Source organism: Thiomicrolovo immobilis, assembly GCF_039645955.1.
Taxonomy (GTDB): Bacteria; Campylobacterota; Campylobacteria; order Campylobacterales; family Sulfurimonadaceae; genus Thiomicrolovo; species Thiomicrolovo diazotrophicus.
The window spans coordinates 826,806-853,040 of the sequence record NZ_CP147916.1; the positions used below are offsets into that span (position 1 = coordinate 826,806).

A 26,235-nucleotide genomic window follows, 5' to 3' on the forward strand; every position below is an offset into this window, starting at 1 on the left:
CTAATGTACTTGGCCCGGGAGCGCCTTGCTTCCGGGCCGGATGGAGAGGTGACGTCTACCGTGAACCGTCTTGTTGCCGTGACGCTGGCCTTGGGAGTGATAGGGGGGTGCGCGCAACTGGACGGAAAAGAGATATCCTCCGCGGCGACCGGCCTGTCCGGAAGCCTTACCCTCAAGCAATCTTTTGTAGTGCGGCAACTCGACAACGGCGCTACCTATCCGCAGACCCCCTATATCCTGACGTTGAGCGAAGGGAACTACGAGCAGGGACAGTACCGCATCGACGGCGGGCTCCTGCTCTACAAGGGGCATGACGGCAGCGGCGTGAGCCTCAACCAGATGGCCCTGGTCTACTGGGGGGATGACTTCGACGTCAGGATAGGCAAATTCGTTTCCAAAACGGGGGTGCTTGACTATCTGAGCGGCATGGACCTTCTCAACCCGGTCCGGGTGGACTTTTTTGACGATGCGAATATCAACCTCCGAAGGCTTCCGCAGTGGATGGCGGAGCTCTCCTGCTTTGTCGGGGAGAGCTCTCTGCTCAGAGTGACCGTACAGCCCTACGACGGCCGGACGCAGAGCTACATCTCGACGTATGTGGGATTTCTGCTCGACAGTTACCTTCCGGCCTATTTTGAACAGCTCATTCAAAACAGTGCGGAGGGGGCGGCGATCTACCGGAACGTGTTCCTCCCGCTGTACCGCGACGGCATCAGCCCGGCGCTCAAAAGCGATATCGACGCGCAGTACAATGAACGCGGGCTGGCCGTGGAAAAAAGCACGATCCAGGTGCTTGCCGAGAGCAGCGGTGCGGGGGCCACGTTCGGCGCGGTGTGGACGAACCGCTACTCGGAGGTGCCCTATATAGAGGTCGATCAGCAGCTGCTTGACATGATCGGTGCGCTGCCGGATGGACAAAACAGCGGGGAAGCGTTCCGGGAATACCTGGATCAGCCGGACCTCAACCCTATCAAGGGCGTCAGAGGGTTCCGCTACAACCAGTACTCCCTCTATGCCGAGGGCACGGTCGACACGTACGGCGTTCGCGCCGAAGCGGGCGTGCGCGACAGGGTGCCGACACTCAACACCTTCAGCCCCCTCGCCATGGTCGGTGTCGGGGTGGACCGGCAGGCGGGGAGCGCCTATTTCGACCTGGAAGTGCAGTGGGGCTATCTCAAACAGTACCGCCAGAGCGTGCTGGCGACCGTGTTGCTGAACAAGTTCGACCTGACGGTCTACAGGGGGGTGGCCGTGCGTTTCGACCACTACCTGATCACCGGCTGGTATGCGGGCAACGCCACCGCCGTGATGCTCCCTAACCTCGTGTTCACCCGCGGCGCCTTTGAAGTCGATCTGCATGCCCTCTACCACTCCGACGACAAAGCGTACAACACCGTCGGGTTCACGCTGAGGGCAGCGTTTTGAAGCTCGGGATGAAAACGGGGGCGCTGCTGTTGCTGCTGCTGTTCGGCGCGGCTTTGATGCGACAGGTTGAGGTGCGCACGGTGGACTGGAGCCGTTTCTTTCCCGGCACGCCTGCTTCGGCGATGCCGCAGCAGTGGTTTACGGCGGAGCGGCAGTATCTTTTTAGCGCGCTACCGGATGAGGCCCCCCTGCATACGTGGCGTTCGGAGGGGCTGATCGCGGACTATTACCGCATCGACCGGCAGGGCCTTTACCTGATGACGTTCAACCGTCAAAACCAGAACGCCGTCCTTGCACGGGTCGGGGGGTATCCGCACAGCGGCACCGCCGTCGTCGGTGCCCTGCTGCTGCAGGGGTTTTTCGACGACATGGTCTTTTACCTGTATGCGATCGTGCCTTTTCTACTCCTGCTGCTTTGGCTGCTGACATCGCTGGAGTACCTGCTGAACATTCTCATCGAGATCGGGGCGTTTACGGTGTCGCTGCTCGCCGTGCTGGTGACCGGCGGTGTCGCCGTCGACCCCGCCGCGCTGCTGGCGGTCGTTTTTCTCGTCATTTACGCTTTGACCCTTTTCAACTATCTCCACTCCGGGGAGATCGGCAAACACCAGCTGGCGTTCGGCATCACCCTCTCGGTCGCCACGACCGCTTTGAGCTCTCTTTTCCTCTATGCGTCGGATTTCGGGCTGGTCAGTACGTTCGGGAAGATGATGCTGATCGGGCTGGGGGTGCTCTACGGCTATCTCATCGGCCGGATCTACCTCTTCAGACCGCTGCGTCTCGTGTTCGGCTGGCGCCGCCGATGGCATGCGGACGATGCCCGGCTGAAAAAGGGGCTGCTGTTTCTCGGGGGTGCCGCCGTTGTCTGCGGCTTCGTCTGCGCGAAGGCCCCCTCTGTCGATCTAAACCCCATGAACCTCATGCAGCCGACGATGGCGGCGTACAAGCGCATTGCGGCGTTCGAGTCCGGCCATTTGCCGACGCTGCCTTTTGTCGTCCGCTTACGCGCGCAGAAGGGCGACCTCTCCGATGTAGGTAAGGCCCGGGAGCTCGCCGGGTTGACGGCGCGTATCGCTGGCGCAGTGCCCGGGGTGCTGCTGGGGAGCCTTCCGCTGGGGTATGAGCGTTTCGCGGGATCGCCGCTTCGCGATGCGACGCCCGATGCCTACGCCCAGTATTTTCTTGCCCTGGAGTGGCTCGACGGCGGCCTGCCGCTGCTGAGTGCGGATCAGCGCGAGACCTATATGACGCTGAGTATCCCGATCACGACGCCGTCGTATACGATTGCCGCCATGCTCAGGCGGCTGCAGGCGATCGGGGAGGCTTCGGGCGATTTCTCGGTCGGCATCCTGGGCAAGATCGCCGATTTCGAACATTTCCTGAGACGTTTTGTCGGGGAGTTCCTGATCGGCGTCGGCATCTCGCTCGGGTTCGTCGTGCTCTTTTTCCTGCTTTACTGCCGGACATGGAAGAGCATCATCGTCGTCGTGCCGCCGCTGCTTTCGCTGCTGCTGCTGGCAAGTGTTCACCGCCTGCTGGGGATGGATTTCACCATGATCACGCTGCTGGGCACGATTCTGTTTATCGGGCTGGTGACGGATTCGATCATCCATCTTTTCATCTGCATGAAACAGGAGGGGCCTGCCTGCATCGGCAGCGTGCTGCGTCCGATCATCGTCTCGAACACGACGATGCTGATCGGGCTGGGCGGGATGCTGTTCGGCGGAACGATGATCCAGCGCTTCGGCATGGAACTGGGGATCCTGCTGGCGGCGAACCTCGCCGTTGTGGTCTACCTGCTGCCGCTGCTGCTGAAGCGCTACTTCTTCCGCTGCGGGTGAGCTTAGAAGGTGCAGCGGTGCAGACGGTTGTGATGGAAAAGCCCCCGCTTGATATCGCGCGAGACGCTCTCGGTGTCAACCATGTAGGTCAGCTTCCGCGACTTGATGAGGTCGTTGACCTGCCAGCGGGTGATGAGCATCTGTTCATCAATGCGGTTGACCGCGTCGATGGAGACGACCCGCTGCAGCTGGCCCCCTTTGAAGATTTCGACTTTTCTGATCACGGAGGTGGCGGCGTCGATGTAGTAGACCGAGCGGTTTCCCTTTCGCCTCAGTGTCACCTTGTAACAGGCAGCGCCGTCGAACTGTGTCTCCTCCAGCGGATCGAATGTCCCTGTTTTCGCGTCCAGTTCGGCGTAGGAGATCCCCATGCCGACGGCTTCGCTCTCCTCTTCTTGTTCGGGGATGATCCGTACGCGTTTCAGGGCGGGGAAGTAGATGGCATTGCTGCTGCTCTCCTGCTCCCGCTCGATCAGGATGGCGGTGCATTTGATGTTTTGCGGGGAGCGGAAACGGATCAGGAGCGATGAAGCGTCCCCTGTTTGCCGTTCGGCGACCATAAAAGAGCGCTCCTGCCGGTTGCCGCTGTTTTCTACGGTCATCGTGACGTCGAAACGCAGGTTGCCGAACGAGAAGAGTTTCGCGCTTTTCGCATAGATGGCCTCGGCACTCTCCGAAGCGCACAGGCTGAGTCCGGCCCAGGTCAGCAGGGCGGCTATACGGTGCCACTGCATGTCACACCGTCGTATTGGTGTCGGATGCCTGCGCGGTGTGCGTCGCGACCCACTCCAGCGCGCTCAGGGTGATCTCGCGCAGGAGGCTCTGATTGTCCAGCACGGCAAGGGCGTACTCCTGCATGTTCGCCATCATCTGCTCCATCGTGCCCGCGACGACGGTGACGATCTGGTCCTCCGCCGCCGGCGTATACCATTCGCGGTCGAGAATAAGCGCCATCCCCGTCAGCATGAGGTTGGTGATCGTCTTCATCCCGTCATAGATCAGCAGTCCGAAATCGAGGATCAGCATCTCCGTATAGACGATCAGCTGTTCGGTGTAGACGATCCGGTCCGCCATCTCGCCGATCCTGTCGGCCATCTGGCCGATCTGCACGGCCATCCAGAGGATCCGGTCGGCCATGATGCCGACCTCCTCGCCGCGGGAGGCGAAGAGGTAGCCGAACTCCATCCCCTTCATCGCGAACTGGTAGGCATCCTCCTCGATATCCATCGTAAAGCTGTAGGCGAGGTCGGCCATATGGGTGGCAAAGTCGTAGGCGTCGCTTGCCGTCTGGGCGGTAAAGCTGTAGGCGAGGTCCGCCAGATGCGATGCAAAGGCAAAGGCGTCGGTCTCCGTCTGGGAGGCGAAATCGGAAGCCTGGGTCGAAAAGGTGACGGACATGGTGGCGATGAGGTCGAAGAGGTCTCGCCAGGAGGCACCGCCATCCAGAAGGTCGCGGAGCTGATCGAAATAGCTGGCGCTCTCCGTCGAGTAGACGGTGCCGCTTTTCAACATTCCCTGCACCTCTCTGGTATAGGTCGTAAAGGCATTCGTCTGCGGCAGGGCACCGGCACCGAACAGCGTGACGAAGGTCTCGGCATCGCTCCCCTCGGCAAATCCCTCCTGGACGACCCCTTCCGCCGTGACCGCATGCGCGCTCAGCATCGTGAAGAGCTGGCGTACGACGACGGAGATGACGGCGAGGGAGACGGAGCGTTTTTTGAGGGTATCAAGCGAGGCTTGCTGCTCCGCGCTCAGCGTGTAGTGTTCGGTAGTAGGGTCATAGCCGTCCTGGAGCGACGCCAGCAGCGCTTCGGAATGGCTCTTCGTCGTGCCGATGACCGCGCCGACCGCGCCGCCGACGACCTTGAATAACAACGCCACCAGGGCGCTTTGCACGGAAACCGATCCGAGGAAGGTTTCCATCTGCAGGGTCTCATCGGGTGTCATCGTACCGGCGGACGTCGGGGAGACCGCTGCCGTGCCGGCCGCCGCGAGTTTTTCGAGGGAGAAGAGCCCCATGAGCGCCACCGCGGCGATCGCCATCTTCGCAAAACTCAGCAGGGTATCGCTGCTGCTCTCGAAGCTCAGATCGGCAGCCGTCTTGTCCGCAATGATCTTGAGCAGCTTGTCGACGGCGAAATAGGTGAGGGCGGCGTAAAGGAGGGCTCGGGCGTCTCCATTGTCAAAGAGGCTTTTGAGGTAGTTGAAAAAGCCGTTCATGGCGATCCTGATGGCATCGAAGATGTATTGGAGCGCATCGCCGGCCGCCTCTTTGAGTTTGGCAAGGAGATTGTCGAAATCGCTGAACTCCGACGGGGTCTCAGCCGCCGTACGGTAGTGCGCCGATGCCGCGGTGACATCCGGCGCACTCTGTGTTGTCTCCTGCAGGCGATTCTGGTAGTCGAAAAGGCGCATGGTCGCCAGCAGTTTCACATATTGGTGGCCGAACTGCTGATGGGCGAGGCTGCCGTAGGTTTCGTATTTGCGCCACATCGACTCCGTCTCGTCGCTCTGGAAAAACAGCGCATTGAGCGGGGAGTCGGCCGGCAGGGTCGGGGTCGTCGCGGCGAAAAAGCTGCTGATGTCGACCGGGGTAGGCTGTGCCGTTGTCCGCAGCGGGGAGGCATAGGTTCCGGTGAGGCCGCCGAGAAGGTTTTCGATCTCGGCGACGGTGCTGTCGTTTTGCGTTTTGGCCGCTTGCAGCAGTGCGACACGCCGGTCGATGGGAGAGAGGGCCGTACCGCCGCCGGAGCCGCCGCAGCCCGATAAGAGATTGATCGCTGGGAGTGAATAGAGCGCGATCGCGCTTGTTGAGAGAAACTTCCGTCTGTTCATGAGTCACCTTTCAATTCCGGTAAGCCGCAGATCCGTGCAATGCGTTTGCGGAGTTGCGACACGCAATAACACTCTTCATCCGAGGAGATAAGTCAAGGGAGGAGCCAAACCGCCCCGTGCCATGGACGCGAAGAGAACTAGGATGCCGAGCACGGGAACAGCATAAGAGAAGATTACTTAATTTTCATGGCTAAAATCATAAAAAATAATTATATTTAATGGCGGTAATGTGGCGTTGCGGCGTAGGGTGTCGGAAGGGTGCATAGCATCATGTCGATGAAAGAGAGGGGGGGATTGGCGAGGCGTCAAAGAGGGCGGCTGCGAACGCACCCCGGATGGTATCGGAGTGCGGGGAGCCGCAGGACTCAGCCGGCTTCGTTGCCGGAGAGGAATTTCGCCAGGTCGAGGTCGTAGAACATCGTGTGGCGGCGGAATTTGTCGTAGGCGTAGCTCTCGATGAAGGAGCGGGCCATCGGCGGCATCGACGTGATCATGGTAAAGAAGGACTCCATCTCGTCGACGAGCTGTTCGTGGTCGCCGGTATGCGTCTCCCGTTCGGAGTAGAGGTGCTTCATCATCAGCTTCTCCTCTTCGGCAAAGTGGCGTTTCGTTTCGGTGATCCATTCGCGGAAGAGGGCGGTGTCGATGGCGCCTCCCTCCATTTTCTGAAGCTGTTCAAGCATCTGCAGGAACGTCTCGTGCGCCGCATCCATAACTTCGATATTCAGGCGAAGATCATGTGTCATAACGCCTCCTTTGTAGACTTCTGGTTATCAATGCATATTATATTCTTTTCTGCCCTTTCCTGCACCCCTTTACTCTCAACAAGCTTCGTTATAATCCTCTGCAAAAAAGAGCAACAAAGATGACGGCTGAAACCTACCGCGAAAGCGTGGCGCTGCTGAACCGCTACGCCTACCACTATTATGTCCTCGACAACCCCATTGCCAGCGACGAGGAGTACGACACGCTTTACCATGACGTCCTGGCGTACGAGGAGGCTCATCCGGAGGCAGTGCTTCCCGATTCGCCGACGCAGCGGGTCGGCGGGGTGCCGCTTGAAGGGTTTGAAAAGGCCGCGCATCGCAGCCGCATGTGGAGTCTGGAGGATATATTCGACGCCGAGGGGCTGCAGAAATGGCTGGAGCGCGTTGCAAAGCTTGCCGACAACGTCACCTTCTACTGCGAGCCGAAGTTTGACGGGGCGAGCCTCAACCTGATCTACGAAGGCGGCCGTCTCGTGCAGGCGATCACCCGCGGCGACGGCACGATCGGCGAAGAGGTGACGCAGAACGTCAAAACGATCCGCAGCGTTCCCCTCGCCATCGAGTATGACGGGCGTATCGAGATCCGCGGCGAAGTCGTCATCTTCAAAGAGGAGTTCGACGCGATCAACCGCGAGCGCGAAGCGCAGGGCGAAGCGCTCTTCGCCAACCCGCGCAACGCCGCCGCGGGAAGTCTGCGCCAGCTCGACCCGAAGATCACCGCGGCACGCAATCTCGTCTTCCTGCCCTACGGCATCGGTGAAAATACGCTCGACATCCCGCTGCTGAGCAAGCGGATGGAGTGGATCTACGCCCTGGGCTTCCGCAAACCGCCGCTGCACCGCGTCTGCGAGGGCTATGACGACATCGAGGCCATTTACGAGGAGATGAAAGTTACCCGGGACGATTTCGCGATGATGCTTGACGGCATGGTCATCAAGGTCGACCAGGTCGAGGCCCAGGAGGATATGGGCTATACGGTCAAGAACCCCCGCTGGTCGGTGGCCTACAAGTTCCCGGCGATCGAGAAGATGACCCGGGTCCGCGACGTGATCTTGCAGGTGGGGCGCACCGGTGTCGTCACCCCCGTGGCGATCGTCGAGCCGGTCGACATCGAGGGGGTTGTCGTCGAACGCGCGACCCTGCACAACTTTGACGAGATCGGGCGCAAGGATATCCACATCGGAGACCACGTCATCATCCTGCGCAGCGGCGACGTCATCCCGAAGATCATCAAGGTCATTCCCGAACGGCGTGACGGCTCGGAAAGGGCGGTTGAACGTCCGACGCGCTGCCCGGTCTGCGGCAGCGAACTCCTCGACGAGGGGGCGCTGATCAAGTGCCAGAACCTCTCCTGCGAAGCGCGGGTCGTGAACGCCATCATCTATTTCGCCTCCAAGCAGTGCCTCAACATCGACGGCCTCGGCGACAAGATCGTCGAGGCCCTCTACCGGGCGGGGCTGGTCAAAGGGGTTATTGACCTTTACCATCTCTCCCTGGGTGCACTACTGGAGCTCGAAGGGTTCAAGGAGAAGAAGAGCAAGAACCTGCTCGACGCCATTGAAAAGAGCCGGGGCACGGTGTGCTGGCGCTTTGTCAACGGGCTTGGGATAGAGCACATCGGCGAGGTCGCTTCGAAACAGCTCTGCGACACCTTCGGCCTGGATTTCCCCGACGCGACGGAGGAGGCGCTGTTCGCCATCGACGGTTTCGGCGGGGAGATGGCGGCGTCGGTGCTCGAATTTGTCCGGGTCAACCGGGAACAGATCGAAGCGCTGCGCGGCGTCGTCCAGCCGGCGGCCCCGGAACAGAAGGCTGAGGCGGCGGAGAACCCTTTCAAGGGGAAGACGGTCGTGCTCACCGGCACGATGAGCCGACCCCGTCCGGAGATCAAAACCGACCTGGAGGCCCTGGGGGCCAAGGTCGCGGGGAGCGTGTCGAAAAAGACCGATTACGTTATTTACGGCGAGGACGCCGGCAGCAAGTACGATAAGGCGGTGTCGCTGGGGGTGGCGACCCTTACGGAAGATGCGATGAAACAGATGCTACAATAGACCGATGAAAACACCCGAAGAAAATATTGTCGCCAGCGACTACCAGGAGATCTTTGAGCTTCAAAACGCCATCTTGGAGAAGGTGGCCGAAGATGCCAGCAAGGAGGCCGTGCTCGAAGAGCTCTGCTTATTGCAGGAGAAAATGGTCCCGGGCAGCATCGCATCCGTCATTCTCGTGAACCCGAAAGACGGGAAACTCTACGTCGAAGCGGCGCCCTCGCTCCCCGACGAGGCCGTCAGCGTCTTCGACGGGTTGCTGCCGGAGCCCCACAACGGCTCCTGCGCCAACGTCGTGCTGCGGAACGAACCGCAGTTCGTCTGCGATATCAGCTGCGACGAGCGCTGGCAGAACATGATGGATGTCGCGCAAAAAGCGGGCCTGAACGCCTGCTGGTCCATGCCCGTCGTTTTGGAAGGGAAGACGGTCGGCACCTTCGCGCTGACCTCTTTCCAGGAACGCGTGCCGACCCCGTTCCACAAGATGCTGCTCACCGTTGCCGCACGGATCGTGAGTATCGTGCTGAAACGGGAACAGAACCGCGAAAAGCTGAGTTTCCTCGCCTTTCACGACCCGTTGACGGGACTGGTGAACCGGGCGATGTTCGAGGAGCGGCTGAAGCATCTTATCGCCCGTTCGGAGCGGAACGAAAGCAAAGCCGCCCTCTTTTTCATCGATCTGGACCGGTTCAAATACCTTAACGACACCTATGGGCACGCCACCGGCGACCGTCTCCTGGTGGAAGTGGCAAAACGCCTCGGCGAAAACGTGCGCAACGGTGATACGGTGGCGCGTTTCGGGGGGGATGAGTTCGTCCTCCTTTTCGAGGAAGCCGAGGATAGGGACAAGGTGATGGAAGAGGCGCGGCGGATGATCGAAGCCTTCGGTGAGGCGTTCCCGATCGGCGAGCAGCGTTTTCACATCTACGGCAGCATCGGCATCGCGATGTTCCCCAAGGACGGGGAGGATGCCCAGACCCTGCTGAAGCACGCCGATACGGCGATGTACCAGGCCAAACAGGCGCAGGACCATATCCGTTTCTACACCCCGCAGATGAGCGAACAGACCTTCAAGAGCCTCGTGCTGGAGAAGGAGCTGCGTGAGGCGATCCACAACAACGAGTTCGTCGTCTATTACCAACCCGTTTTCGAAGGGAGCGGGACGAGTATCCGGGGGGCGGAGGCGCTGGTGCGCTGGCAGCACCCCGAACGCGGTCTCCTGCTTCCGGGCGAATTCATCCCCTTTGCCGAAGAGACGGGGCTCATTTCGCGGATCGACAAGATGGTCCTGACCCAGGTCATCGGGGACCTGCGGCGCTGGCATGCAATGTCGATCAACCGGATCATCCCGCTCTCGGTCAACATCTCCGGGCGCCATATCAACGAAAAAGACGTGACCCGGCTGACGGAGATCCTCAACCGCAGCGCATTGGCCCGGGACTACATCGGGCTGGAACTGACGGAAACCTATCTGATGCAGTTCGCCGAAGAGACGGTGGTGCAGCTCGAACGGCTCAAACACGCCGGCGTCAGACTGGCGATGGACGATTTCGGCAGCGGCTATTCGTCGCTGGGATACCTCAAGCGTTTCAAGATCGATACGCTCAAGATCGATCAGCTTCTGGTCCGCGACATCGTTGAAAACCCCGAAGACCGTTCCATCGCCGAGGCGATCATCAAGATGGGCCACAGTCTGGGCCTGCAGATCGTCGCCGAAGGGGTCGAGACCCTGGAACAGCTGGAGCTGCTCAAAGCGCTGGAGTGCGACGCCCTGCAGGGGTTCTATTTCGACCGGGCCCTCCCGCCGGACATTTTCGAAGCGAAATACCTCCGGAGAAACCGGTGAGGGGTGCGGCTATTCTGCTGGCGGCGACGCTGCTCTGCGCCGCCGATCGCAGCGGACCCTACCTGGAGGCCGGTGCGGGGCTGGGCAGTTACAACGACGACGGCCGGCGGGCGACGATCTCGACGGAAACCGTACCGCAGTACCGTTTCGGGGCGGGGGCGTTTATCAACCGTCACCTCTCCGTCTCTTTGCAGTATGCCCAGTTCGGTGATTTCGAGGGGAAAACGGGTGCAGGGGAGACCTCCCGGGAAGCTTTCAAGGTCTTGTCGGCGGACGTGACCGGGCACTATCCCATTTTCAATGAGACGGTGGATATCTTTGCCCGCTTTGGCGCGGGGGAGCTCTACTGGGACCAGAGCCGCCCCGAGCGCAAAAGCAGTTCGGCCGGGACGCTGGTCTACGGTATCGGCGTCGGCATTCGGGCGCTGAGCTGGCTGACGGTGAACGCCGGGTACGACTTCTACCAGTTCGGCATGGATGAAAACGGTACCTCCTATGAGATGAACCTCGGCAGTGCCTACATCGGGTTGCAGGTGCAGTTTTAGTGCGTCTTGACCACTATCTCGTCGAAGCGGGGCTGGCGCCGACACGCTCGAAAGCGCAGCAGTTGGTCAAATCCGGGAGCGTCACCGTCGACGGCAGCGTGGTGACCAAGCCGGCATTCGCCGTCGAGTCCCAGCAGGTGGAGGTGACCGAGGCGATGCCCTACGTCAGCCGCGCGGCGCTGAAGCTCAAAGGGTTCCTGCCGTCGCTGCCCTTTGACGTCATGGGAATGAGCGCCCTCGATATCGGTGCCTCGACGGGGGGCTTCACCCAGGTGCTGCTCGAAGCGGGCGCGGCAGCGGTCGATGCCGTCGACGTCGGCCGGGATCAGCTCCATCCCGACATCAAGGCGGATCCGAGGGTGCGGAGCTTCGAACAGACTGATATCCGCCGTTTCATGCCGGACCGGACGTATGATGTCGTCACCAGCGACGTCTCCTTTATCTCCCTGCACCATATCCTCGATGACGTGGAGCGTCTGGCGGGGCGCTGGATCGTGCTGCTGTTCAAACCGCAGTTCGAGGTCGGACGCGAAGCGGCCCGGGACAGGAAGGGGGTTGTGACAGACCCGGCGGCCGTGGCGAAGGCGATGGCTGATTTCGAAGCGGCCTGTGCGGCGCGGGGCTGGCAGCAGCGCGCGAAAGCGCCTGCCGCGATTACGGGCAAGGAGGGGAACAGTGAAACATGCTACTGCTTTGAAAAAGGTTGATGCCGTCGCCATCGGAGGCTTCGACGGGATGCATGAGGGCCATCAGCACCTTTTCAATGCCCTGGGGGAGCGCGGAGCGATCGTCGTCGTCGAGACGGGGTACGCGAACCTGACCCCGGGGCGAGAGCGGGAGCATTTTACGACGCACCCCATCGTCTACCTCCCCCTCGACGAAATCCGCATGCTCGACGACCGGGGGTTCGTTGACTACCTTCGTGAACGCTTTCCCGTACTCTCCCGGATCGTCGTCGGGTATGACTTCCGGTTCGGGCTGGACCGGAAGTTCTCTCATGCGGACCTCTCAAAGGCGTTCGGAGGTGCGGTGCAGGTGATTGACGAAGTGACCGTCGGCGGCGAGTCGGTGCATTCGCACAAGATCCGGGCGAAGCTGATCATCGGAGACGTCACGGGGGCGAACCGTTTCCTCGGCCACAACTACACCGTGCGCGGGGATGTGGTACGGGGGCAGGGGATCGGCAAAAAGGAGCTCGTGCCGACGGTCAATATGCTGACCGACGGTTTTCTCCTTCCCAAAGAGGGGGTCTACGCGAGCCTGGCCCGTCTGGACGGCGAAGAGCACTACCATCCCGCCGTCAGTTTCGTCGGCCACCGGGTCACGACCGACGGCAGCTTCGCCGTCGAGACGCACGTGCTTGACGGTGAGATCGTCTGCAAGGAGCGTATTGACGTCAGCTTCGTCCAGCGGCTGCGGGGCAACGAGAAGTTCGCCTCCCTCGATGCGCTGAAAGAACAGATCGGGCGGGATATCGCCGCGGCGCGCAAGGCGGTGGGGCGGCTGGAGCTCTGATCGCTTTTTATGCATCGGCAGTGCAGCCGTGGCGCATTTGTACCCATTTTCAGCGCGTTTTCCGGGCAATGTCCCGCCCTGTGGCGGGTTGGCTTAGGCTCCTTTAATGGAGAGAGGGCTATAATCGCACAACTATTTTGATCGAAGGAATTCTCGTGGGTGAACTCTTTACTTTCTTCGGTGTGATCAGTGAAAATCACACCTACCTCTTTATGTCGCATATGCTCCTGACGGCGCTGATCGTCATCATGCTGGCCAAAATGGCGACCAAAAGCCTCAAAGTCGTCCCGGGGGGCACACAGAACCTGATGGAAGCGTACCTTCAGGGTGTCGTTGCAATGGGTTCGGACGTTATGGGCCGCGAAAAAGCGATGCGCTACCTGCCGCTCGTCGCGACGCTGGGTCTGTTTATCGGTATCGCCAACCTGATCGGGGTTATCCCGGGCTTTGAAGCACCGTCCGCGTTCCTGGACTTTACCCTGGCGCTGGCGCTGATCGTCTTTATCTACTATAACTTTGAAGGGATCCGCCGCAACGGTGTCGTCGAGTACTTCAAACACTTTATGGGGCCGGTCTGGTGGCTGGCATGGCTGATGTTCCCGATCGAGATCGTGTCACACATCTCCCGTATCGTTTCGCTCAGCTTCCGTCTTTTCGGTAACGTCAAAGGGGACGACATGTTCCTGATGGTCATGCTGATGCTCGCACCGTGGCTGCTGCCGATGATCCCGTTCGCGCTGCTCTCTTTCATGGCACTGCTGCAGGCGTTCATCTTCATGATGCTGACCTACGTTTACCTTGGCGGAGCCGTCACCCTTCACGAAGAATCCCTCTAACCTTTTCTGGGACGCCGGATGAAACGCAGCACGTTTGACACGCTTCTGAGTTTCCTGCTCGGCTTTGCCTGGGCCCTGCTGCTGCTGGGCTCATGGCTTCTTTTCCATATCACCGCCATTTTCGGTTTTTCCATCGCGCTGCTTGCCACCATCGTCTTTATCTTTTTGATGTTCTGTGTCATCCTGATGCTTGAGGGACTCAATCTCTACAAAGAACGTGTCGAAAACCAGCGTGAACAGACGCGGCTGCTGCAGCGCATTGCGGAGCTGCTCGAAAGCGAGGCGTGAGGCCATGGCTTTTTTCGCCTACCTGATCACCGACGGAAGCTATGCCTGCACTACGCCGGGGGCTTTTGCCAAACACCTGGGGGAGCTCTTCACCGCGCAGAAGATTGATTATGCCCTTTACAGGGATAAGTCGAACCCGGATTATGAACGTTTCGCGTCGGTCTTCGTCGATGAATGCCATATGCACGGCATCAAAGCAATGCTGCACCGCGATGCGGCGCTGGCGGTTGCCCTGGGGGCGGACGGGGTCCACCTGACGTCGACGCAGTTCGACGCGGTTGCTGGGGCGAAAGCGCAGGGCCTCTTTACGGTTGTATCGACGCACAGCGCCGTCGAAGCGATGCACGCGGCGGCCGAAGGGGCCGATGCCGTCACCTACAGCCCGATCTTCGAGAGCCCGGGCAAAGGTGCGCCCAAAGGTTTAGAGGATTTAAATGAAACAGCGGGTAAAATTGACCTACCTGTTATCGCGCTGGGCGGCATCGTCAGCCCTGCCCAGATTAGCGCGGTCCACGCCGCCGGCGCCGCCGGTTTCGCATCGATTAGATACTTTATAAATTCAGCCAAGGAATCCTTTTGTTCGAAGTGATTATCGGACTCGAAGTCCACGTCCAGCTCAATACGAAAACTAAACTTTTTTGTTCGTGTCCCACCAGTTTCAACGACCGCCCCAACGTCAACACCTGCCCGACCTGCCTGGCGCTGCCGGGAGCACTTCCCGTCTTTAACGAGGCCGCGCTCCACAAGGCGGTGATGTTCGGAACTGCCGTCGATGCGACGATCAACCGCACCAGCTTCTTTGACCGCAAAAGCTACTTCTACCCCGACAGCCCGAGTGCCTACCAGATCACCCAGCTCTATACCCCTGTCGTCGAGCACGGCAAGCTCGAGATCGATTTCGAGGACGGTTCGCATAAGACGATCCGCGTCAACCGCGCGCACATCGAGGCGGATGCGGGCAAGAACATCCATGACGGCGCCGTCTCAAAAGTTGACCTCAACCGCGCGGGCACCCCGCTGATCGAGATCGTTTCCGAACCGGACATGCGTTCGGCGGACGAGGCGATCCTCTACCTGAAAAAACTGCATTCCATCGTCCGTTATCTCGACATCAGCGACGCGAACATGCAAGAGGGCTCCTTTCGGGTCGACGTCAACGTCTCCATCCGTCCCAAAGGGGATGAGAAGCTCTACACCCGCGTCGAGATCAAGAACATCAACAGCTTCCGTTTCATCCAGAAGGCGATCGAGATGGAAGTGGCGCGCCAGATCGACGCCTGGGAAGACGGTATCTACGACGAGGAGATCGTCCAGGAGACCCGTCTCTTCGACCAGACCAAGCAGGAGACCCGCTCCATGCGCGGCAAGGAAGAGGCGGCGGATTACCGCTACTTCCCGGAGCCGGACCTGATGAAAGTTGTCGTTGACGACGCGATGTACGCGGAGGCCACACAGATCCCGGAACTGCCGGACGAAAAACGCGAGCGCTTCGTCAAAGAGCACGGCCTGCGCGAGTATGACGCAAGCGTCATTACCGCCGAGCTGGAGATGGCGCACTTCTTCGAGAAGATGCTCTCTCAGGGGATCAGCGCGAAAAACGCCGTCACCTGGCTCACCGTCGAACTCCAGGGACGCCTCAAGGGCGGCATGACCGTCGCCACTTCTCCGGTGGATGCGGAGAAACTGGGCTTGATCGTCAAGCGCATCGAGGACAATACCATCAGCGGAAAGGCGGCCAAAGAGGTCCTGGACTACCTGATGGAGAACGACGAGGGCGTCGATGCGACGATCGAGAAGCTCGGCCTCAAGCAGGTCAGCGATACGGGGGCCATCGAAGCGATGGTCGACGAGATCCTCGCGGCAAACCCGGCCAAGGTCGAGGAGTACCGCGGCGGCAAGGACAAACTCTTCGGTTTCTTCGTCGGGCAGGTGATGAAAGCGAGCAAAGGCAGCGCGAACCCGCAGGCGGTCAACGAAATCCTCAAGCAGAAGCTGGGATAAACACGTGAATCTCTTCTCCAGGGCGCTCGTCGACAGTGCCTACGCTCTGGAGTCCTCCCAAAAACTGCGCCGGACGCGCCACAGCGTCGACAACCTGATGAACAATGTCGGGTACAGGTACAAGCGCTACTTCGACCTCTTTATGATGGTGCTCATCTTCTCGAGCGTCTTTATCCTGATCCGCGACGTCAAGTTCCCCCAGCAAGATTTTCTGGCCGTTTTCAACGATTACATCATCTCGCTGATCTTCCTTGTCGAATACCTGATGCGCTTCTGGGTCAGCAGCGACAGCGCGCGCATTATTATCGATCAGTACGAGAAAGATGAACTGCTGCAGCGGGAGTTCCGGGCGGGCAGGGCGCTGATGAAGGTGCTGATCGCGAAATGGCGCTATGTCAGTTCCCTCTCGGCCATCATCGACTTCCTGGCGATCATGCCCTTCTTCCACGAACTGCGGCTGCTGCGCCTCTTCATTATTTTCAGGGTCTTCAAGCTCTTCCGCTACGCCCAGAACATGCACCACTTCGCGGCCATCCTTGCCAGCAAAAAGTTCGAGCTGCTGACGCTCTTTACCTTTGTCGGCCTGATCATCTTCGTTGCGTCGGTGATGATCTACGTCATGGAGGCGCTCAATCCCGATTCGAAGGTGAACACGCTCTTTGACGCGCTCTACTGGTCGGTGGTCACGATCTCGACGGTGGGGTACGGCGACGTCGTCCCCGTCAGCGGAGAAGGGAAGCTCGTCGCGTTGGTCGTGATCGTCTCCGGGGTGGCCGTGCTGGCCTTTGCGACCTCCATTGTGGTGGCGGCGTTCACGGAGAAACTGGACGACATCCGCGACGGGAAACTGATCCAGGACGTCCAGAAACTCAAAGGCATCTACCTGATCTGCGGGTACGGCACGGTGGCGCAGCAGACCGCTTCCAAACTCCGCCGGATGGGACGGAGCGTGGTGATCCTTGACGCCGACGCGGCGAAGATCGCCGAAGCGCGGCGCCATCACGACCTGGCCCTGGCAATCGACCCCTCCAGCCTGGAGGCGCTCGGGCAGCTGGGCATCGATCCCGGCCGGCAGGTGCGGGCCGTGATCCTGTTGGGGGATACCGACGTGGAGAACGTCTACACGGCGTTGACGTTGCGCTCGATGAACAAGGATCTGAGGATCCTCTCCCTGCTGCATGACAAAAAGCACCGGCGTAAGTTGGAGAGTGCGGGGGTCGACGACGTCGTCTATGCCCAGGAGCTGATCGGCCAGCTTTCGCGCGAATACAGCGACCAGCCCATCGCCTTCGAGGCGCTGCACGCTTTGCGCGCCGAACATTCGGGGGTCGTGATCGACGAGATCCTGATCGACGAGCGGATGGCACGATTCGTACAGACGGTGCAGGACCTCAAAATCAGGGGACGCCGGCTGATCCTGCTCGGGGTGGAGTCACGCCGCGAAGCGCGCTTCGTCTTTAACCCCCCGGTCGATTTTGCGGTCGAAGAGAACGATCTGCTCGTCGTCATAGGGGAGAATGCGATGCTGCACGAATACCGGATAGATTTGCATCAGGCGGTGCATTCATGAATGTCGACGCTATCATTCTTTTCGGCTACAACGAATTCGCGCGAGAGATCGCGCAGCAGCTCCGGTACAGCTGCAGTCGCATCGTCATCTACGCGCTTAATAACGGCGATGTGGAACAGGCGCAGGCGGAGGGGTTCGAGGCGCATCTGGCTGACCTGGAGGACAACTGGGATGATCTGCTCTCCTTTGACCTCTCCGTGACGCGGATCATCTGCGCGCTGGAGAGCGAAGCGGAGAACGTTTTTCTGACCCTCTCCCTGCGCGACCGTTTTCACGAAGCGGTGATCGTGGCCCTTGCCACGACCCAGGAGAACGCGTCAAAGCTCCGGCTGGCCGGTGCGAACAAGGTGATCGCCGAACTGCAGACGACGGCGAACCTGGTCATCGAGCGGCTGGAAAAACCGGTGATCACCCGTTTGCTCGACGCACTGATGGATACGCAGATGGAGCTCAAAGTCGCCCAGATCACCCTGACGGAGCTCTCCCCGGCGGTCGGAAAGCATATCAACGAACTGCTCGAAACGACGCAGCGCGATATCATCGTCCTGGCCGTCGTCGACCAGCGGATGAGCGAGTCGTTCATCTTTACGGCCAAGGGGTATAACCACCTGCTCGACCCGGGGGATGTTTTAGTCGTGATAGGTTACGATAAGGAGATAAAGGCATTTGAAGAGGAAGTTGGAGGGGTACGTGAAACGGATCGCAGTCATCGGGGCGGGTAAGTGGGGTTCGGCCCTGGCATTTGCATTGGGGCAGAACCCGGAGAACGAGGTCGTTATCACGTCGCGCCATCCCAGGGACGTTCCCAATTTCGTCGACCTGGAGACGGCGCTGCAGCGCGAATACCTTGTCATGGCGATCCCCGCCCAGCAGGTCGGTGCGTGGCTGAAAGAGCACTTCCGCTACCGCGACCAGAAGGTGCTCGTCGCGGCCAAGGGGATCGAAGCGTCAACGGGCCGCTTTCTCAACGAAATCTTCGCCCCCTACGTGCCCGATCAGAACATCGCGTTTCTCTCAGGCCCCTCTTTCGCGGCGGAGGTGATCGAGGGACTGCCGACGGCCCTCGTCGTCAGCAGCGCGGACGCGCAGACGGCGATGGGCTTTGCCGAGGCCTTTCCCGAATTTATCCGCACCTACAGCGACGATGATATCGCCGGGGCGGAAGTGTGCGGTAGCTATAAAAACGTCATTGCCATCGCCGCGGGGATCTGCGCGGGGCTGAAGCTCGGCAACAATGCGGCGGCGGCGCTCATCTCCCGCGGCCTGATCGAGATGCGGCGCTTCGGCCTTGCCTACGGTGCAAGGGACGAGACCTTTCTCGGTCTCAGCGGAGCAGGAGACCTCTTTCTGACGGCCAGCTCGGTATTGTCGCGGAACTACCGTGTCGGTCTCGGACTGGCCGAAGGCAAGGCGAAAGAGCAGATCGTCGAGGAACTGGGCGAAGTGGCCGAGGGGATCGGGACGGCCTACGCGCTGCACGGCATCGCGCAGCGCAGCGGGGTCTACTTGCCGATCGCGACGGAGGTGTATGAAATCCTGGAGGGCAAAGCGCCCCGGGAGAGCCTCAACGACCTGCTGACGAGGTAGAAGGGCATGGGCGGATCAACGGTCAAGATCCTCTGGGCCGTCGGGACGGCGCTGCTCCTTTACGCCCTGGTATTGCCGATACTTTCCCCGGTGCAGGCGGCCCTGGCCGGGGTCGTGACGCTGCTGGTCGTGCTCTGGACCAACGAGGGGCTGCCGCTGGGCGTCGTTTCGCTCCTGCCCATTGTACTCTTCCCGGCGCTGCACATTCTGCCGACTAAGATGACCACGGTTAATTACGCCCATCCCATCATCTACCTTTTTCTCGGCGGATTCATGCTGGCCATCGCCGTGGAGAAGAGCGGGCTGCACATCTGGATCGCACGGAAGATGCTGGGGATCTTTCCGGCGACGGGGCGGGGGATCATCATCTCGCTGGCGGTGACGTCGGGGGTGATGAGCTCGATCCTCTCGAACACGACGACGGCCCTGCTGCTGATGACCATTGCGCTTTTCCTCTCCGACGACCCGCGGCTGAAGATGCGGTTTACGCTGGCCATCGCCTACGGTGCCAGCATCGGGGGGATCCTGACCCCCATCGGCACCCCGCCGAACCTGATCCTGCTGGGGGTCATGGAGGAGCACGGGATGGCCATGATCCCCTTTGTGCAGTGGATGTGGATGGTTGCCCCGCTGGCCCTCGTCATGATTGTCGTCATCTCCGTGGTGCTCGCCGTAGGGATCAAAGACGTCCGCCTGGCGCTTCCGGAGGAGGAGAAACCGATGAGCGGGGATCAGAAGAAGCTCCTGGCCCTGCTGGGAGGCTTGGTGGTGCTGCTGCTCGTCAATGCCCCCATCCGTCCCTGGTGGGAGGGGCTGGGCATGAGCGAACCGGTGGTTCTGCTCAGCGCCGGTCTGCTGCTCTTCGCGCCCCCGTTCAATCTTTTGATCTGGCAGGAGGACAAGGCGAAGATTCCCTACCGCATCATGTTCCTGTTCGGGGCTGGGTTCGCCATCGCGAAGGCCTTCTCCGAAACGGGCCTGGCGGGTCGGGTCGCCGAATTCCTCGTCGATTACAGCTATTTGACGCCGCTTTACCTGATGCTGATCGTCGCGGCGCTGATCACCTTCACGACGGAGATCACCTCCAATACGGCGCTTATCTCCATTATGCTGCCGGTGATCTACGCGGTGGCGCAGCAGACGGGGCTGGATGCGACGCTGTTTATGATGGTGGCAACGATCTGTTCGAGCTACGCCTTTATGCTACCCATCGCGACCCCTCCCAACGCCATCGCGATGTCCAGCGGGGTCATCCCGATACGGACGATGGCGCTTTACGGACTTCTGTTCAATCTTGTCGGCATCATTCTGATCGTGTTGATCGCCTACCTCTTCTGGCGTCCCGTCCTGGGCTGAGGCTCAGCGTTTGAAGGTGGCGAGTATGGGGTTGTGGTCCGAGACCCGGCCCGTGTTGACGGCTTCGGCGGTAAGCAGGGTGAGGCCGCGGAAGTAGAGGTGGTCGAGGGGCTTGGAAAAGCGCTGCTTGATATGGTGCCCGTTGGCGCAGGCGGCGGGGAGGAGGTCGATCGAGCGGGCAAAGCCTTCGAGGTACTCCATCCGTTTCCGGCTCCAGGTATTGAAATCCCCTGTGACGATCATCGGCCCTTTGCGCTGTTGCAGGGCGATGCGGAGCCGGTCGATCTCTTCGATGAAGACCGCGGCGGAGACGAAGTTGATGGCGTGGAGATTGACGGCGACGAGTTCGCTGCCGTTTTCGAAGGGGTGGGTCGTGATCAGCAGGCTTTTGCGGGTGGCGATGTGCATCTCCCGCCGGTTGGTCTTCAGGCTGACCGTATCGTGGATGGGGCTTTTGGCCGCCGTCAGAACACCGTACTGGCGGTGGCGGAGATTGATGTTGATGGCGGCGGAGACGTTATACCCCGGAAAGTGTTCTGCCGTATGGGTATCAAGAACCGCTTCCTGGAACAAAATCAGTTCGGGCGTCCCGGTCGCCAACAGTGATTGCAGCGTTTTGTCGAAGGGGGGACGCCCCATCTCTTTATGGACGTTCCAGGTCAGCAGCGAAAAGGTGTCGGGCAGGGGAATCCCCGCCTCTTCCGATCGGTAGTGTCGCATAATTCAATCATAACCTACATAGGTTAAAATGGCATCAAAAAAAGAGCCCCTTCTGGGGGAAATCAAAGGAGAAAATCATGGTTGTCCATATCGTAATGTTTACATTCAAAGAGGAGAACAAAGCGGCGAACGTCGCCAAGGCAAAGGCGATGCTCGAGGCGCTCACGGAGAAGATCGATCCGCTGCTCAGTATGGAAGTCGGCGTGGATTTCAACGGGAGCGAACGGGCGATGGACCTGGTACTGACGACGACCTTTGAAACGGAAGAGGGACTCGCAACCTATGCAACGCACCCGGCGCATCTGGAAGTCGTGGCATTCATCAAGGAAGTGACCGAGATGTCAAAGGTGGTTGATTACGTACGTTAAAGGCAAGGGGTGGGTTGCGGGGCCGGTGCCCGGCCCGCGTCTCAGTTACATTCGTTGAGAGAAGGGTTCTGGAAGAGCTGGTTGATATTCTCTTCGATGAAGCGGTAGTCGACACCGTCGATGTGCAGCCCCGCTTTCCTGATCTCGATACAGTTGACCTTCGTTTTGGTCCATTGGCCGCCCAGGACCCCTTTTTGGCTGCTTTTGCCCGGGGGAACGCGCTCATAATCGTCGGCCCAGAGCGTGACGGTCTGGCCATCTTCGGTGACGCCTTCCAGGAAGAAGGTGGCCATGTCAACCGGTTTGGCTGACGTGTTGACGAAATAGACGATCGGGTGGCTGTTCCCCTTCTCATCGGTTTCGACATCAACATCGTAGATGACGACCGGCATCTTCATCTTTTTCGCGCTTTCCATATCCACATGGCTCGGTACCAGTACATTTGTCAGCGTATTCAGCTTCGCACAGCCGGTCATTAGACCTGCGGCTGCGACTGACGACATAAGAAACGCAAATCCTCTTCGCATAAAGCTATCCTCCTAAAAATATTAAAAATGATTATATCGGATGCGAGGCTTAAAGGACCATGAAGATATAACAATTTATAAAATTGGCTTCAGGATGTGATAGATTTATGATGCCCGTCTATAGGGCTTTTGAGAGAAGAACGATCTTTTTTCCATCGTGACAAATGCGCTTCATCTGCAGCCGTTCTGCCGCGATTTCAAAGCTTCTCGGCGTGAAAAAAACGAGGTGTGTCGGGTCGCGGCGGTACCACCAGTTCTGGTAGAACGCCTCGCTGTTTTGGTGAAACTGCGTCATCAGTGCCAGGGTGCCTCCCGGGACGAGACGCGCGTTCAGTTCGGCAAGGGTCCCCATCGGGTCGGCGATGTGCTCGATCACCTCGGTGGAGGTGATCAGGTCAAAACGTGCATCCTCCGCCGGGGGCTCCGGCGCGAAATATTTGTCGTAGATCGTGACCTCGAAACCGCGGCGGCGCAGCAGTTCGGCCAGTACCGGCGCGGGACCGGAGCCGAAATCGAGGACCCGCTTGACGGGACGGTCGACGGCCGCGAGCGTATAATCGATGAATGCTTCGAACATGGCGACGTACCCTTCGTTCTCGATCGAGTTGTTATGTTCGTCGTACTTTTTCCGTTCCTGCGCCTCCGAAGGGTGGGCGTTTTCCTCTTTAAAGAGCAGTTCGCAGTGGGGGCAGTGGTAGGTGAGGCAGTCTAGCTGCCGGTCTCGGAAGGAGGGGGAGGGGGTCTGGCAGAGCGGACACTTTTTCATTGCCCCTCGATCTGCTCCGCTTTCTCCTCGATGGTGAGGAGTTCGTCGACTTTCGCTTCGTACTCCGCCTCGAGGGCTTCGAGCTCCTTGGCCAGCACCGAGATCCCCTTTTCGGCATAGCATGCCGGGTCGGCAAGGCAGGCGTTCAGGTCTTCGATCTTCTGCTCCAGGGCTTCGATCTCGCCGGGGAGGGATTCGAGGGCCATCTTCTCTTTGTAGGTAAGGCGCAGCGGTTTCTCTTTTTTCGGTTTCTCCTGCACGGCGGGTTTGGCGCTCACCGTTTCTGCCTCGCGCTCCATCGCCTCCATCTCCCGGAACTCCTTCTCGGTTTCAAGGTATTCGCTGTAGAGCTGGTAGCGCTCCTCGACTTCGCCGTCGCCTTTGAAAACGAAGAGCTTCTTGGCGATCTTGTCAACGAAGTAGCGGTCGTGGCTGACGAGGATGACCGCCCCGGGGAAGGCTTGGAGCTTCTCTTCGAGGATGTTGATGGTGGGGATGTCGAGGTCGTTGGTCGGTTCGTCGAGGATGAGGCAGTCGACCTGCTTCGTAAAGAGCAGGGCGAGGGCCACGCGGTTCTTCTCCCCGCCGCTGAGGATGCCGATCTTCTTATCGAGGAATTCGCGGGGGAAGAGGAAGTTTTTGAGGTAGCCGTAGACGTGCATGTTCTTGCCCTGCACCTCGACCCGGTCGCCGCCGTGGGGGCAGAAGGTCTCGATGAGGTTCTTGTCGTCATCGAGCATTTCGCGGTGCTGGTCGAAGTAGCCGATGGAGAACTCCCCCTGCTTGATCTTGCCCGCCGTCGGTTTGAGGCGCCCCAGCAGCGCTTTGAGGAGGGTCGACTTGCCGCTGCCGTTGGGGCCAACAACGGCGATGACGTCCTTTTGGAGGATACGCGTCGAGAAATCCCTGACCAGCATTTTAGTGCCCAGGGTAATGTCGAGGTGCTCGATCTCGAAGAGCATCTTCTGTTTGTTGACGCTTTTGTCCCGGTTGAAGTGCTTCGCCTCGCGGTCGAGCTCGACGCGCATCTTACGGATCTGCGCAGGGTTCGTTTTCGCCTGCTCCCGCAGGTTCATCAGCCGCTCCTTGCGCCCCTCGTTGCGCTTGAGGCGGGCGCGTACCCCGCGCGAATACCATTCGTTCTCGGAGCGCAGCAGGCGCAGCAGGTTGTCGTGCTGCTTTTGCATGGTGCGCAGCAGCTCCTCTTTCTGGGTCAGGTAGCTGCTGTAGCCCCCTTTGAACTCCCGCAAAGAGGCATCCTCCACTTCGACGGTCTTCGTCGCGATCTGGTCGATGAAGTAACGGTCGTGGGAGATGAAGACGAGGGTGAACTTCTCCTTGAGAATGAGTTCCTCGAGGAACTCGACCATGTAGACGTCGAGGTGGTTGGTCGGTTCGTCCAGCAGCAGGACGTCGGGTTTCTGCAGCAGCAGCGACGCCAGCGCGACCCGGCGCTGTTCGCCCCCGCTGAGTAGATTGACGTTCTTGCTTTCGTACATTTTTAGCTGGAAGTGCTGCAGGACTCGCTCGATCTTGTCGTCGAGGTTCCAGGCGCTGTGGTGGTCGAGGTAGGCGGAGAGCTCCGTGTGCTCCTTGATCAGCTGCGGGTCGTCGAACTTCTCGGCCATCTCCATCGAGAGGGTGTCGAAACGGGCCAGGGCCTCTTTGAGTTCGACGAGGCCGTGCTCGATCGCCTCGCGCACGCTGTGCCCCTGCTCGAAATGCGGCACCTGGGCGAGCATCTTCACCTGCAGGTTCTGGCGGATGATGCGCTCCCCTTCGTCGTATTCCAGCGTCCCGGCAACGATCTTCATCAGGGTCGATTTGCCGCTCCCGTTCTTGCCGACGACAACGACGCGCTCCCCCTCATCGATATGGAAATCGACGTTCTCAAGGATTTTTTGCGCTTCGTAGTTTTTATAGATGCCGTGCAGATCAATGAGGGCCATGGTGCTCTTTTTTTCTGCGTATTTTACTATAACGGGTTGAAAGTCAGTTGTTGTATCCGCGTATCCCTCTGCCGTAAGTGGCGGGCAGGAAGCTACTGCTCGAAGGCGTAATTGACGTGTCCCGCTTCGAACATCGCGTCGACGAGGGTCCGGTCTCCGCTTTTAACCGCGTTCATAAACGCCGTCTCCGTCTTTGGATCGTCGTTTTCGAACCAGAGGTACTTTTCCGTGATCAGCTCAGAGACCGTTTTGGGGGTGTTGTGTTTCATGGAAAGTTCGATGATGTAGCGGCAGGTGTAGCGGCGGAGGTTGCTGACCTCGCCCAGGGCGTGCTCGAGGTCGCCGTCGGGGGCGCCGTGCACGATGAGCATGGCGGCCATCCGTTTGAAGGTATCTTCCCGGTCAAACTCCCCGGCTTCGAAGGCGCGCTCTATCAGCGTGCCGACAAGCGTCAGCGGATGCACGCCCGCTTCGTTTTCCGTGATGGGGGAGGTGCCGGCCTCAAGAATCTGTTCAAGGGCGGCTGCATCGCCGGCTTCGATCGCATTGAAAATAGGTTTCGGCATGGTGACTCCTTCCGGGAGGAAATGGTCGTTAAATTATTATAGCCAATGCCGTAGCCGTTTGGTGACTGAAATGGTGAAAGTTGTGCCTGAAGCACCGAGCGGTGCTATGCTAGAGGCACTGGTCGACGACGTTCTCCTGTGTCTGGTACAAGAAGATCTCGACGCGGCGGTTTTGGGCCATATTGGCTTCGCTGTTGTTGGGAACGAGCGGTTTGTCGAAGGAGCAGCCGCGGGCATAGACGGCGTTGGGCAGTCCCTGGTTTACCATGGCCGTGGCGACGGTGCGCGCCCGGCGCTCGGAGAGCTGCAGGTTGTAGTCATAGGAACCGCGTGGGTCGGTGTGGCCGACGACCTGGACGATGGAACTGGGATATTTTTTCAGTGCCGCCGTCAGCTGGTCGATCTTTGTCAGCGCCGTTGACGTCGGCGTATCGGAGTTCGTCGGGAACATCATGGCGCTTTTAAAGGTGACTTTGACAAAGGTCTCATGCTGGGTGACGATGATGTTGTCCGCGCCGACATCGCTCTGGCTGACGGTCGTATTGAGAGATTTGGCGACGTCTTTGGCCTGCTGGTCCATCGCATAACCGATCCCGCCGCCGGCTGCTGCGCCGACCGCCGCGCCGATCAGCGCGCCCTGGCCTTTGTTCTTGCCGCCGAGCAGCAGTCCGCCGATGGCACCGACGGCCGCACCGATGAGGGCGCCTTTTTTGGTCTTGTCGTACTCGTCCTGCTGCGTGCCGTCGGCATTGGGCTGGGTGCTGGCACACCCGCCGATCAGTGCGGCGGCAAGGATGAGTGAAAGTGATTTGGTTGGAAATGTCATTGTTTTTGCTCCTAAACTAGATCGCTTATTGTAACAGGAAAATGTCTCTTTTT

Annotated in this window: 25 protein-coding genes; 16 read left to right on the top strand and 9 right to left on the bottom strand. The window is 59.6% G+C overall.

Features of this window, described 5'->3' with window-relative positions; translation table 11 throughout:
* The first annotated feature begins 3 nt into the window (after nucleotides 1-3).
* Both WCX72_RS04275 and WCX72_RS04280 read left to right on the top strand, forming a co-directional pair.
* Nucleotides 4-1,425 (top strand): hypothetical protein, encoded by a 1,422-nt coding sequence (locus WCX72_RS04275; RefSeq protein ID WP_345971048.1) that lies wholly within the window; start codon nucleotides 4-6, stop codon nucleotides 1,423-1,425.
* Nucleotides 1,422-3,266, top strand: coding sequence for a hypothetical protein (locus tag WCX72_RS04280; protein ID WP_345971049.1), 1,845 nt, complete (start codon nucleotides 1,422-1,424; stop codon nucleotides 3,264-3,266). Before WCX72_RS04275 ends, WCX72_RS04280 begins: the two co-directional genes overlap by 4 nt.
* A 2-nt stretch (nucleotides 3,267-3,268) precedes the next feature.
* Here the strand turns inward: WCX72_RS04280 and WCX72_RS04285 are convergent, their stop codons facing one another.
* The 3 genes from WCX72_RS04285 to WCX72_RS04295 all read right to left on the bottom strand — a co-directional run bounded on the left by WCX72_RS04285 (nucleotide 3,269) and on the right by WCX72_RS04295 (nucleotide 6,847).
* Nucleotides 3,269-4,000: an outer membrane lipoprotein-sorting protein gene (locus tag WCX72_RS04285; protein WP_345971050.1), complete on the bottom strand. Its 732-nt coding sequence runs from the start codon at nucleotides 3,998-4,000 to the stop codon at nucleotides 3,269-3,271.
* A gap of 1 nt (nucleotide 4,001) precedes the next feature.
* Nucleotides 4,002-6,101 carry a hypothetical protein gene (locus WCX72_RS04290; protein WP_345971051.1) on the bottom strand — a complete coding sequence of 700 codons (2,100 nt, stop codon included), beginning with the start codon at nucleotides 6,099-6,101 and terminating at the stop codon, nucleotides 4,002-4,004.
* Between the two features lie 365 nt (nucleotides 6,102-6,466).
* Nucleotides 6,467-6,847, bottom strand: a complete 381-nt coding sequence (locus tag WCX72_RS04295; protein ID WP_345971052.1) for a hemerythrin family protein — start codon at nucleotides 6,845-6,847, stop codon at nucleotides 6,467-6,469.
* A 119-nt stretch (nucleotides 6,848-6,966) separates the two neighbouring features.
* Between WCX72_RS04295 and ligA the strand changes: the two genes are divergently transcribed.
* From ligA to WCX72_RS04360, 13 genes are all read left to right on the top strand, one after another.
* Nucleotides 6,967-8,919 (top strand): NAD-dependent DNA ligase LigA, encoded by a 1,953-nt coding sequence (gene ligA, locus WCX72_RS04300; protein WP_345971053.1) that lies wholly within the window; start codon nucleotides 6,967-6,969, stop codon nucleotides 8,917-8,919.
* A gap of 4 nt (nucleotides 8,920-8,923) precedes the next feature.
* On the top strand, nucleotides 8,924-10,762 hold the full coding sequence (locus WCX72_RS04305) for an EAL domain-containing protein (RefSeq protein WP_345971054.1): 1,839 nt from the start codon (nucleotides 8,924-8,926) through the stop codon (nucleotides 10,760-10,762).
* The gene (locus WCX72_RS04310) at nucleotides 10,759-11,307 is read left to right on the top strand and encodes an outer membrane beta-barrel protein (RefSeq protein WP_345971055.1); all 549 of its coding nucleotides are present in this window, start codon (nucleotides 10,759-10,761) and stop codon (nucleotides 11,305-11,307) included. Before WCX72_RS04305 ends, WCX72_RS04310 begins: the two co-directional genes overlap by 4 nt.
* The gene (locus WCX72_RS04315; protein WP_345971056.1) at nucleotides 11,307-12,014 is read left to right on the top strand and encodes a TlyA family RNA methyltransferase; all 708 of its coding nucleotides are present in this window, start codon (nucleotides 11,307-11,309) and stop codon (nucleotides 12,012-12,014) included. Before WCX72_RS04310 ends, WCX72_RS04315 begins: the two co-directional genes overlap by 1 nt.
* Nucleotides 11,983-12,822, top strand: a complete 840-nt coding sequence (locus tag WCX72_RS04320) for a bifunctional riboflavin kinase/FAD synthetase (RefSeq protein WP_345971057.1) — start codon at nucleotides 11,983-11,985, stop codon at nucleotides 12,820-12,822. The genes WCX72_RS04315 and WCX72_RS04320 overlap by 32 nt, the downstream gene beginning before the upstream one ends.
* A gap of 155 nt (nucleotides 12,823-12,977) precedes the next feature.
* Nucleotides 12,978-13,658, top strand: a complete 681-nt coding sequence (locus tag WCX72_RS04325) for a F0F1 ATP synthase subunit A (protein WP_231021219.1) — start codon at nucleotides 12,978-12,980, stop codon at nucleotides 13,656-13,658.
* An 18-nt stretch (nucleotides 13,659-13,676) separates the two neighbouring features.
* On the top strand, nucleotides 13,677-13,946 hold the full coding sequence (locus tag WCX72_RS04330) for a hypothetical protein (RefSeq protein ID WP_345971058.1): 270 nt from the start codon (nucleotides 13,677-13,679) through the stop codon (nucleotides 13,944-13,946).
* Nucleotides 13,947-13,950: 4 nt separating this feature from the next.
* The gene (locus tag WCX72_RS04335) at nucleotides 13,951-14,535 is read left to right on the top strand and encodes a thiamine phosphate synthase (RefSeq protein ID WP_345971059.1); all 585 of its coding nucleotides are present in this window, start codon (nucleotides 13,951-13,953) and stop codon (nucleotides 14,533-14,535) included.
* On the top strand, nucleotides 14,523-15,947 hold the full coding sequence (gene gatB / locus WCX72_RS04340; protein ID WP_345971060.1) for an Asp-tRNA(Asn)/Glu-tRNA(Gln) amidotransferase subunit GatB: 1,425 nt from the start codon (nucleotides 14,523-14,525) through the stop codon (nucleotides 15,945-15,947). The genes WCX72_RS04335 and gatB overlap by 13 nt, the downstream gene beginning before the upstream one ends.
* A 4-nt stretch (nucleotides 15,948-15,951) precedes the next feature.
* Nucleotides 15,952-17,517: an ion transporter gene (locus tag WCX72_RS04345; protein WP_345971061.1), complete on the top strand. Its 1,566-nt coding sequence runs from the start codon at nucleotides 15,952-15,954 to the stop codon at nucleotides 17,515-17,517.
* Complete coding sequence (locus WCX72_RS04350) at nucleotides 17,514-18,239, top strand: NAD-binding protein (RefSeq protein WP_345971062.1); 726 nt, start codon at nucleotides 17,514-17,516, stop codon at nucleotides 18,237-18,239. Before WCX72_RS04345 ends, WCX72_RS04350 begins: the two co-directional genes overlap by 4 nt.
* Nucleotides 18,208-19,104: an NAD(P)H-dependent glycerol-3-phosphate dehydrogenase gene (locus tag WCX72_RS04355; RefSeq protein WP_345971063.1), complete on the top strand. Its 897-nt coding sequence runs from the start codon at nucleotides 18,208-18,210 to the stop codon at nucleotides 19,102-19,104. Before WCX72_RS04350 ends, WCX72_RS04355 begins: the two co-directional genes overlap by 32 nt.
* A gap of 6 nt (nucleotides 19,105-19,110) precedes the next feature.
* Nucleotides 19,111-20,460, top strand: a complete 1,350-nt coding sequence (locus tag WCX72_RS04360) for an SLC13 family permease (RefSeq protein ID WP_345971064.1) — start codon at nucleotides 19,111-19,113, stop codon at nucleotides 20,458-20,460.
* Nucleotides 20,461-20,463: 3 nt separating this feature from the next.
* Here the strand turns inward: WCX72_RS04360 and WCX72_RS04365 are convergent, their stop codons facing one another.
* Nucleotides 20,464-21,180 (bottom strand): endonuclease/exonuclease/phosphatase family protein, encoded by a 717-nt coding sequence (locus WCX72_RS04365; RefSeq protein ID WP_231020789.1) that lies wholly within the window; start codon nucleotides 21,178-21,180, stop codon nucleotides 20,464-20,466.
* Between the two features lie 77 nt (nucleotides 21,181-21,257).
* Between WCX72_RS04365 and WCX72_RS04370 the strand changes: the two genes are divergently transcribed.
* Nucleotides 21,258-21,548 carry a Dabb family protein gene (locus WCX72_RS04370; RefSeq protein ID WP_231020791.1) on the top strand — a complete coding sequence of 97 codons (291 nt, stop codon included), beginning with the start codon at nucleotides 21,258-21,260 and terminating at the stop codon, nucleotides 21,546-21,548.
* A gap of 41 nt (nucleotides 21,549-21,589) precedes the next feature.
* Here the strand turns inward: WCX72_RS04370 and WCX72_RS04375 are convergent, their stop codons facing one another.
* From WCX72_RS04375 to WCX72_RS04395, 5 genes are all read right to left on the bottom strand, one after another.
* Nucleotides 21,590-22,051, bottom strand: coding sequence for a hypothetical protein (locus WCX72_RS04375; RefSeq protein WP_231020795.1), 462 nt, complete (start codon nucleotides 22,049-22,051; stop codon nucleotides 21,590-21,592).
* Between the two features lie 142 nt (nucleotides 22,052-22,193).
* Nucleotides 22,194-22,841: a class I SAM-dependent methyltransferase gene (locus WCX72_RS04380; RefSeq protein WP_231020796.1), complete on the bottom strand. Its 648-nt coding sequence runs from the start codon at nucleotides 22,839-22,841 to the stop codon at nucleotides 22,194-22,196.
* Nucleotides 22,838-24,790: an ABC-F family ATP-binding cassette domain-containing protein gene (locus tag WCX72_RS04385; protein WP_231020798.1), complete on the bottom strand. Its 1,953-nt coding sequence runs from the start codon at nucleotides 24,788-24,790 to the stop codon at nucleotides 22,838-22,840. Before WCX72_RS04385 ends, WCX72_RS04380 begins: the two co-directional genes overlap by 4 nt.
* 92 nt (nucleotides 24,791-24,882) lie before the next feature.
* Complete coding sequence (locus WCX72_RS04390; protein ID WP_345971065.1) at nucleotides 24,883-25,356, bottom strand: hypothetical protein; 474 nt, start codon at nucleotides 25,354-25,356, stop codon at nucleotides 24,883-24,885.
* 109 nt (nucleotides 25,357-25,465) lie between these two features.
* Nucleotides 25,466-26,182 carry an OmpA family protein gene (locus WCX72_RS04395; protein WP_345971066.1) on the bottom strand — a complete coding sequence of 239 codons (717 nt, stop codon included), beginning with the start codon at nucleotides 26,180-26,182 and terminating at the stop codon, nucleotides 25,466-25,468.
* Between the last annotated feature and the right edge of the window lie 53 nt (nucleotides 26,183-26,235).

Coding starts and splice junctions, on each gene's coding strand:
- WCX72_RS04275 (WP_345971048.1), top strand. CDS start 4: ATGTACTTGGCCCGGGAGCGCCTTGCTTCCGGGCCGGATGGAGAGGTG.
- WCX72_RS04285 (WP_345971050.1), bottom strand. CDS start 4,000: ATGCAGTGGCACCGTATAGCCGCCCTGCTGACCTGGGCCGGACTCAGC.
- WCX72_RS04290 (WP_345971051.1), bottom strand. CDS start 6,101: ATGAACAGACGGAAGTTTCTCTCAACAAGCGCGATCGCGCTCTATTCA.
- WCX72_RS04295 (WP_345971052.1), bottom strand. CDS start 6,847: ATGACACATGATCTTCGCCTGAATATCGAAGTTATGGATGCGGCGCAC.
- ligA (WP_345971053.1), top strand. CDS start 6,967: ATGACGGCTGAAACCTACCGCGAAAGCGTGGCGCTGCTGAACCGCTAC.
- WCX72_RS04305 (WP_345971054.1), top strand. CDS start 8,924: ATGAAAACACCCGAAGAAAATATTGTCGCCAGCGACTACCAGGAGATC.
- WCX72_RS04330 (WP_345971058.1), top strand. CDS start 13,677: ATGAAACGCAGCACGTTTGACACGCTTCTGAGTTTCCTGCTCGGCTTT.
- WCX72_RS04335 (WP_345971059.1), top strand. CDS start 13,951: ATGGCTTTTTTCGCCTACCTGATCACCGACGGAAGCTATGCCTGCACT.
- WCX72_RS04350 (WP_345971062.1), top strand. CDS start 17,514: ATGAATGTCGACGCTATCATTCTTTTCGGCTACAACGAATTCGCGCGA.
- WCX72_RS04360 (WP_345971064.1), top strand. CDS start 19,111: ATGGGCGGATCAACGGTCAAGATCCTCTGGGCCGTCGGGACGGCGCTG.
- WCX72_RS04365 (WP_231020789.1), bottom strand. CDS start 21,180: ATGCGACACTACCGATCGGAAGAGGCGGGGATTCCCCTGCCCGACACC.
- WCX72_RS04370 (WP_231020791.1), top strand. CDS start 21,258: ATGGTTGTCCATATCGTAATGTTTACATTCAAAGAGGAGAACAAAGCG.
- WCX72_RS04375 (WP_231020795.1), bottom strand. CDS start 22,051: ATGTCGTCAGTCGCAGCCGCAGGTCTAATGACCGGCTGTGCGAAGCTG.
- WCX72_RS04380 (WP_231020796.1), bottom strand. CDS start 22,841: ATGAAAAAGTGTCCGCTCTGCCAGACCCCCTCCCCCTCCTTCCGAGAC.
- WCX72_RS04385 (WP_231020798.1), bottom strand. CDS start 24,790: ATGGCCCTCATTGATCTGCACGGCATCTATAAAAACTACGAAGCGCAA.
- WCX72_RS04390 (WP_345971065.1), bottom strand. CDS start 25,356: ATGCCGAAACCTATTTTCAATGCGATCGAAGCCGGCGATGCAGCCGCC.
- WCX72_RS04395 (WP_345971066.1), bottom strand. CDS start 26,182: ATGACATTTCCAACCAAATCACTTTCACTCATCCTTGCCGCCGCACTG.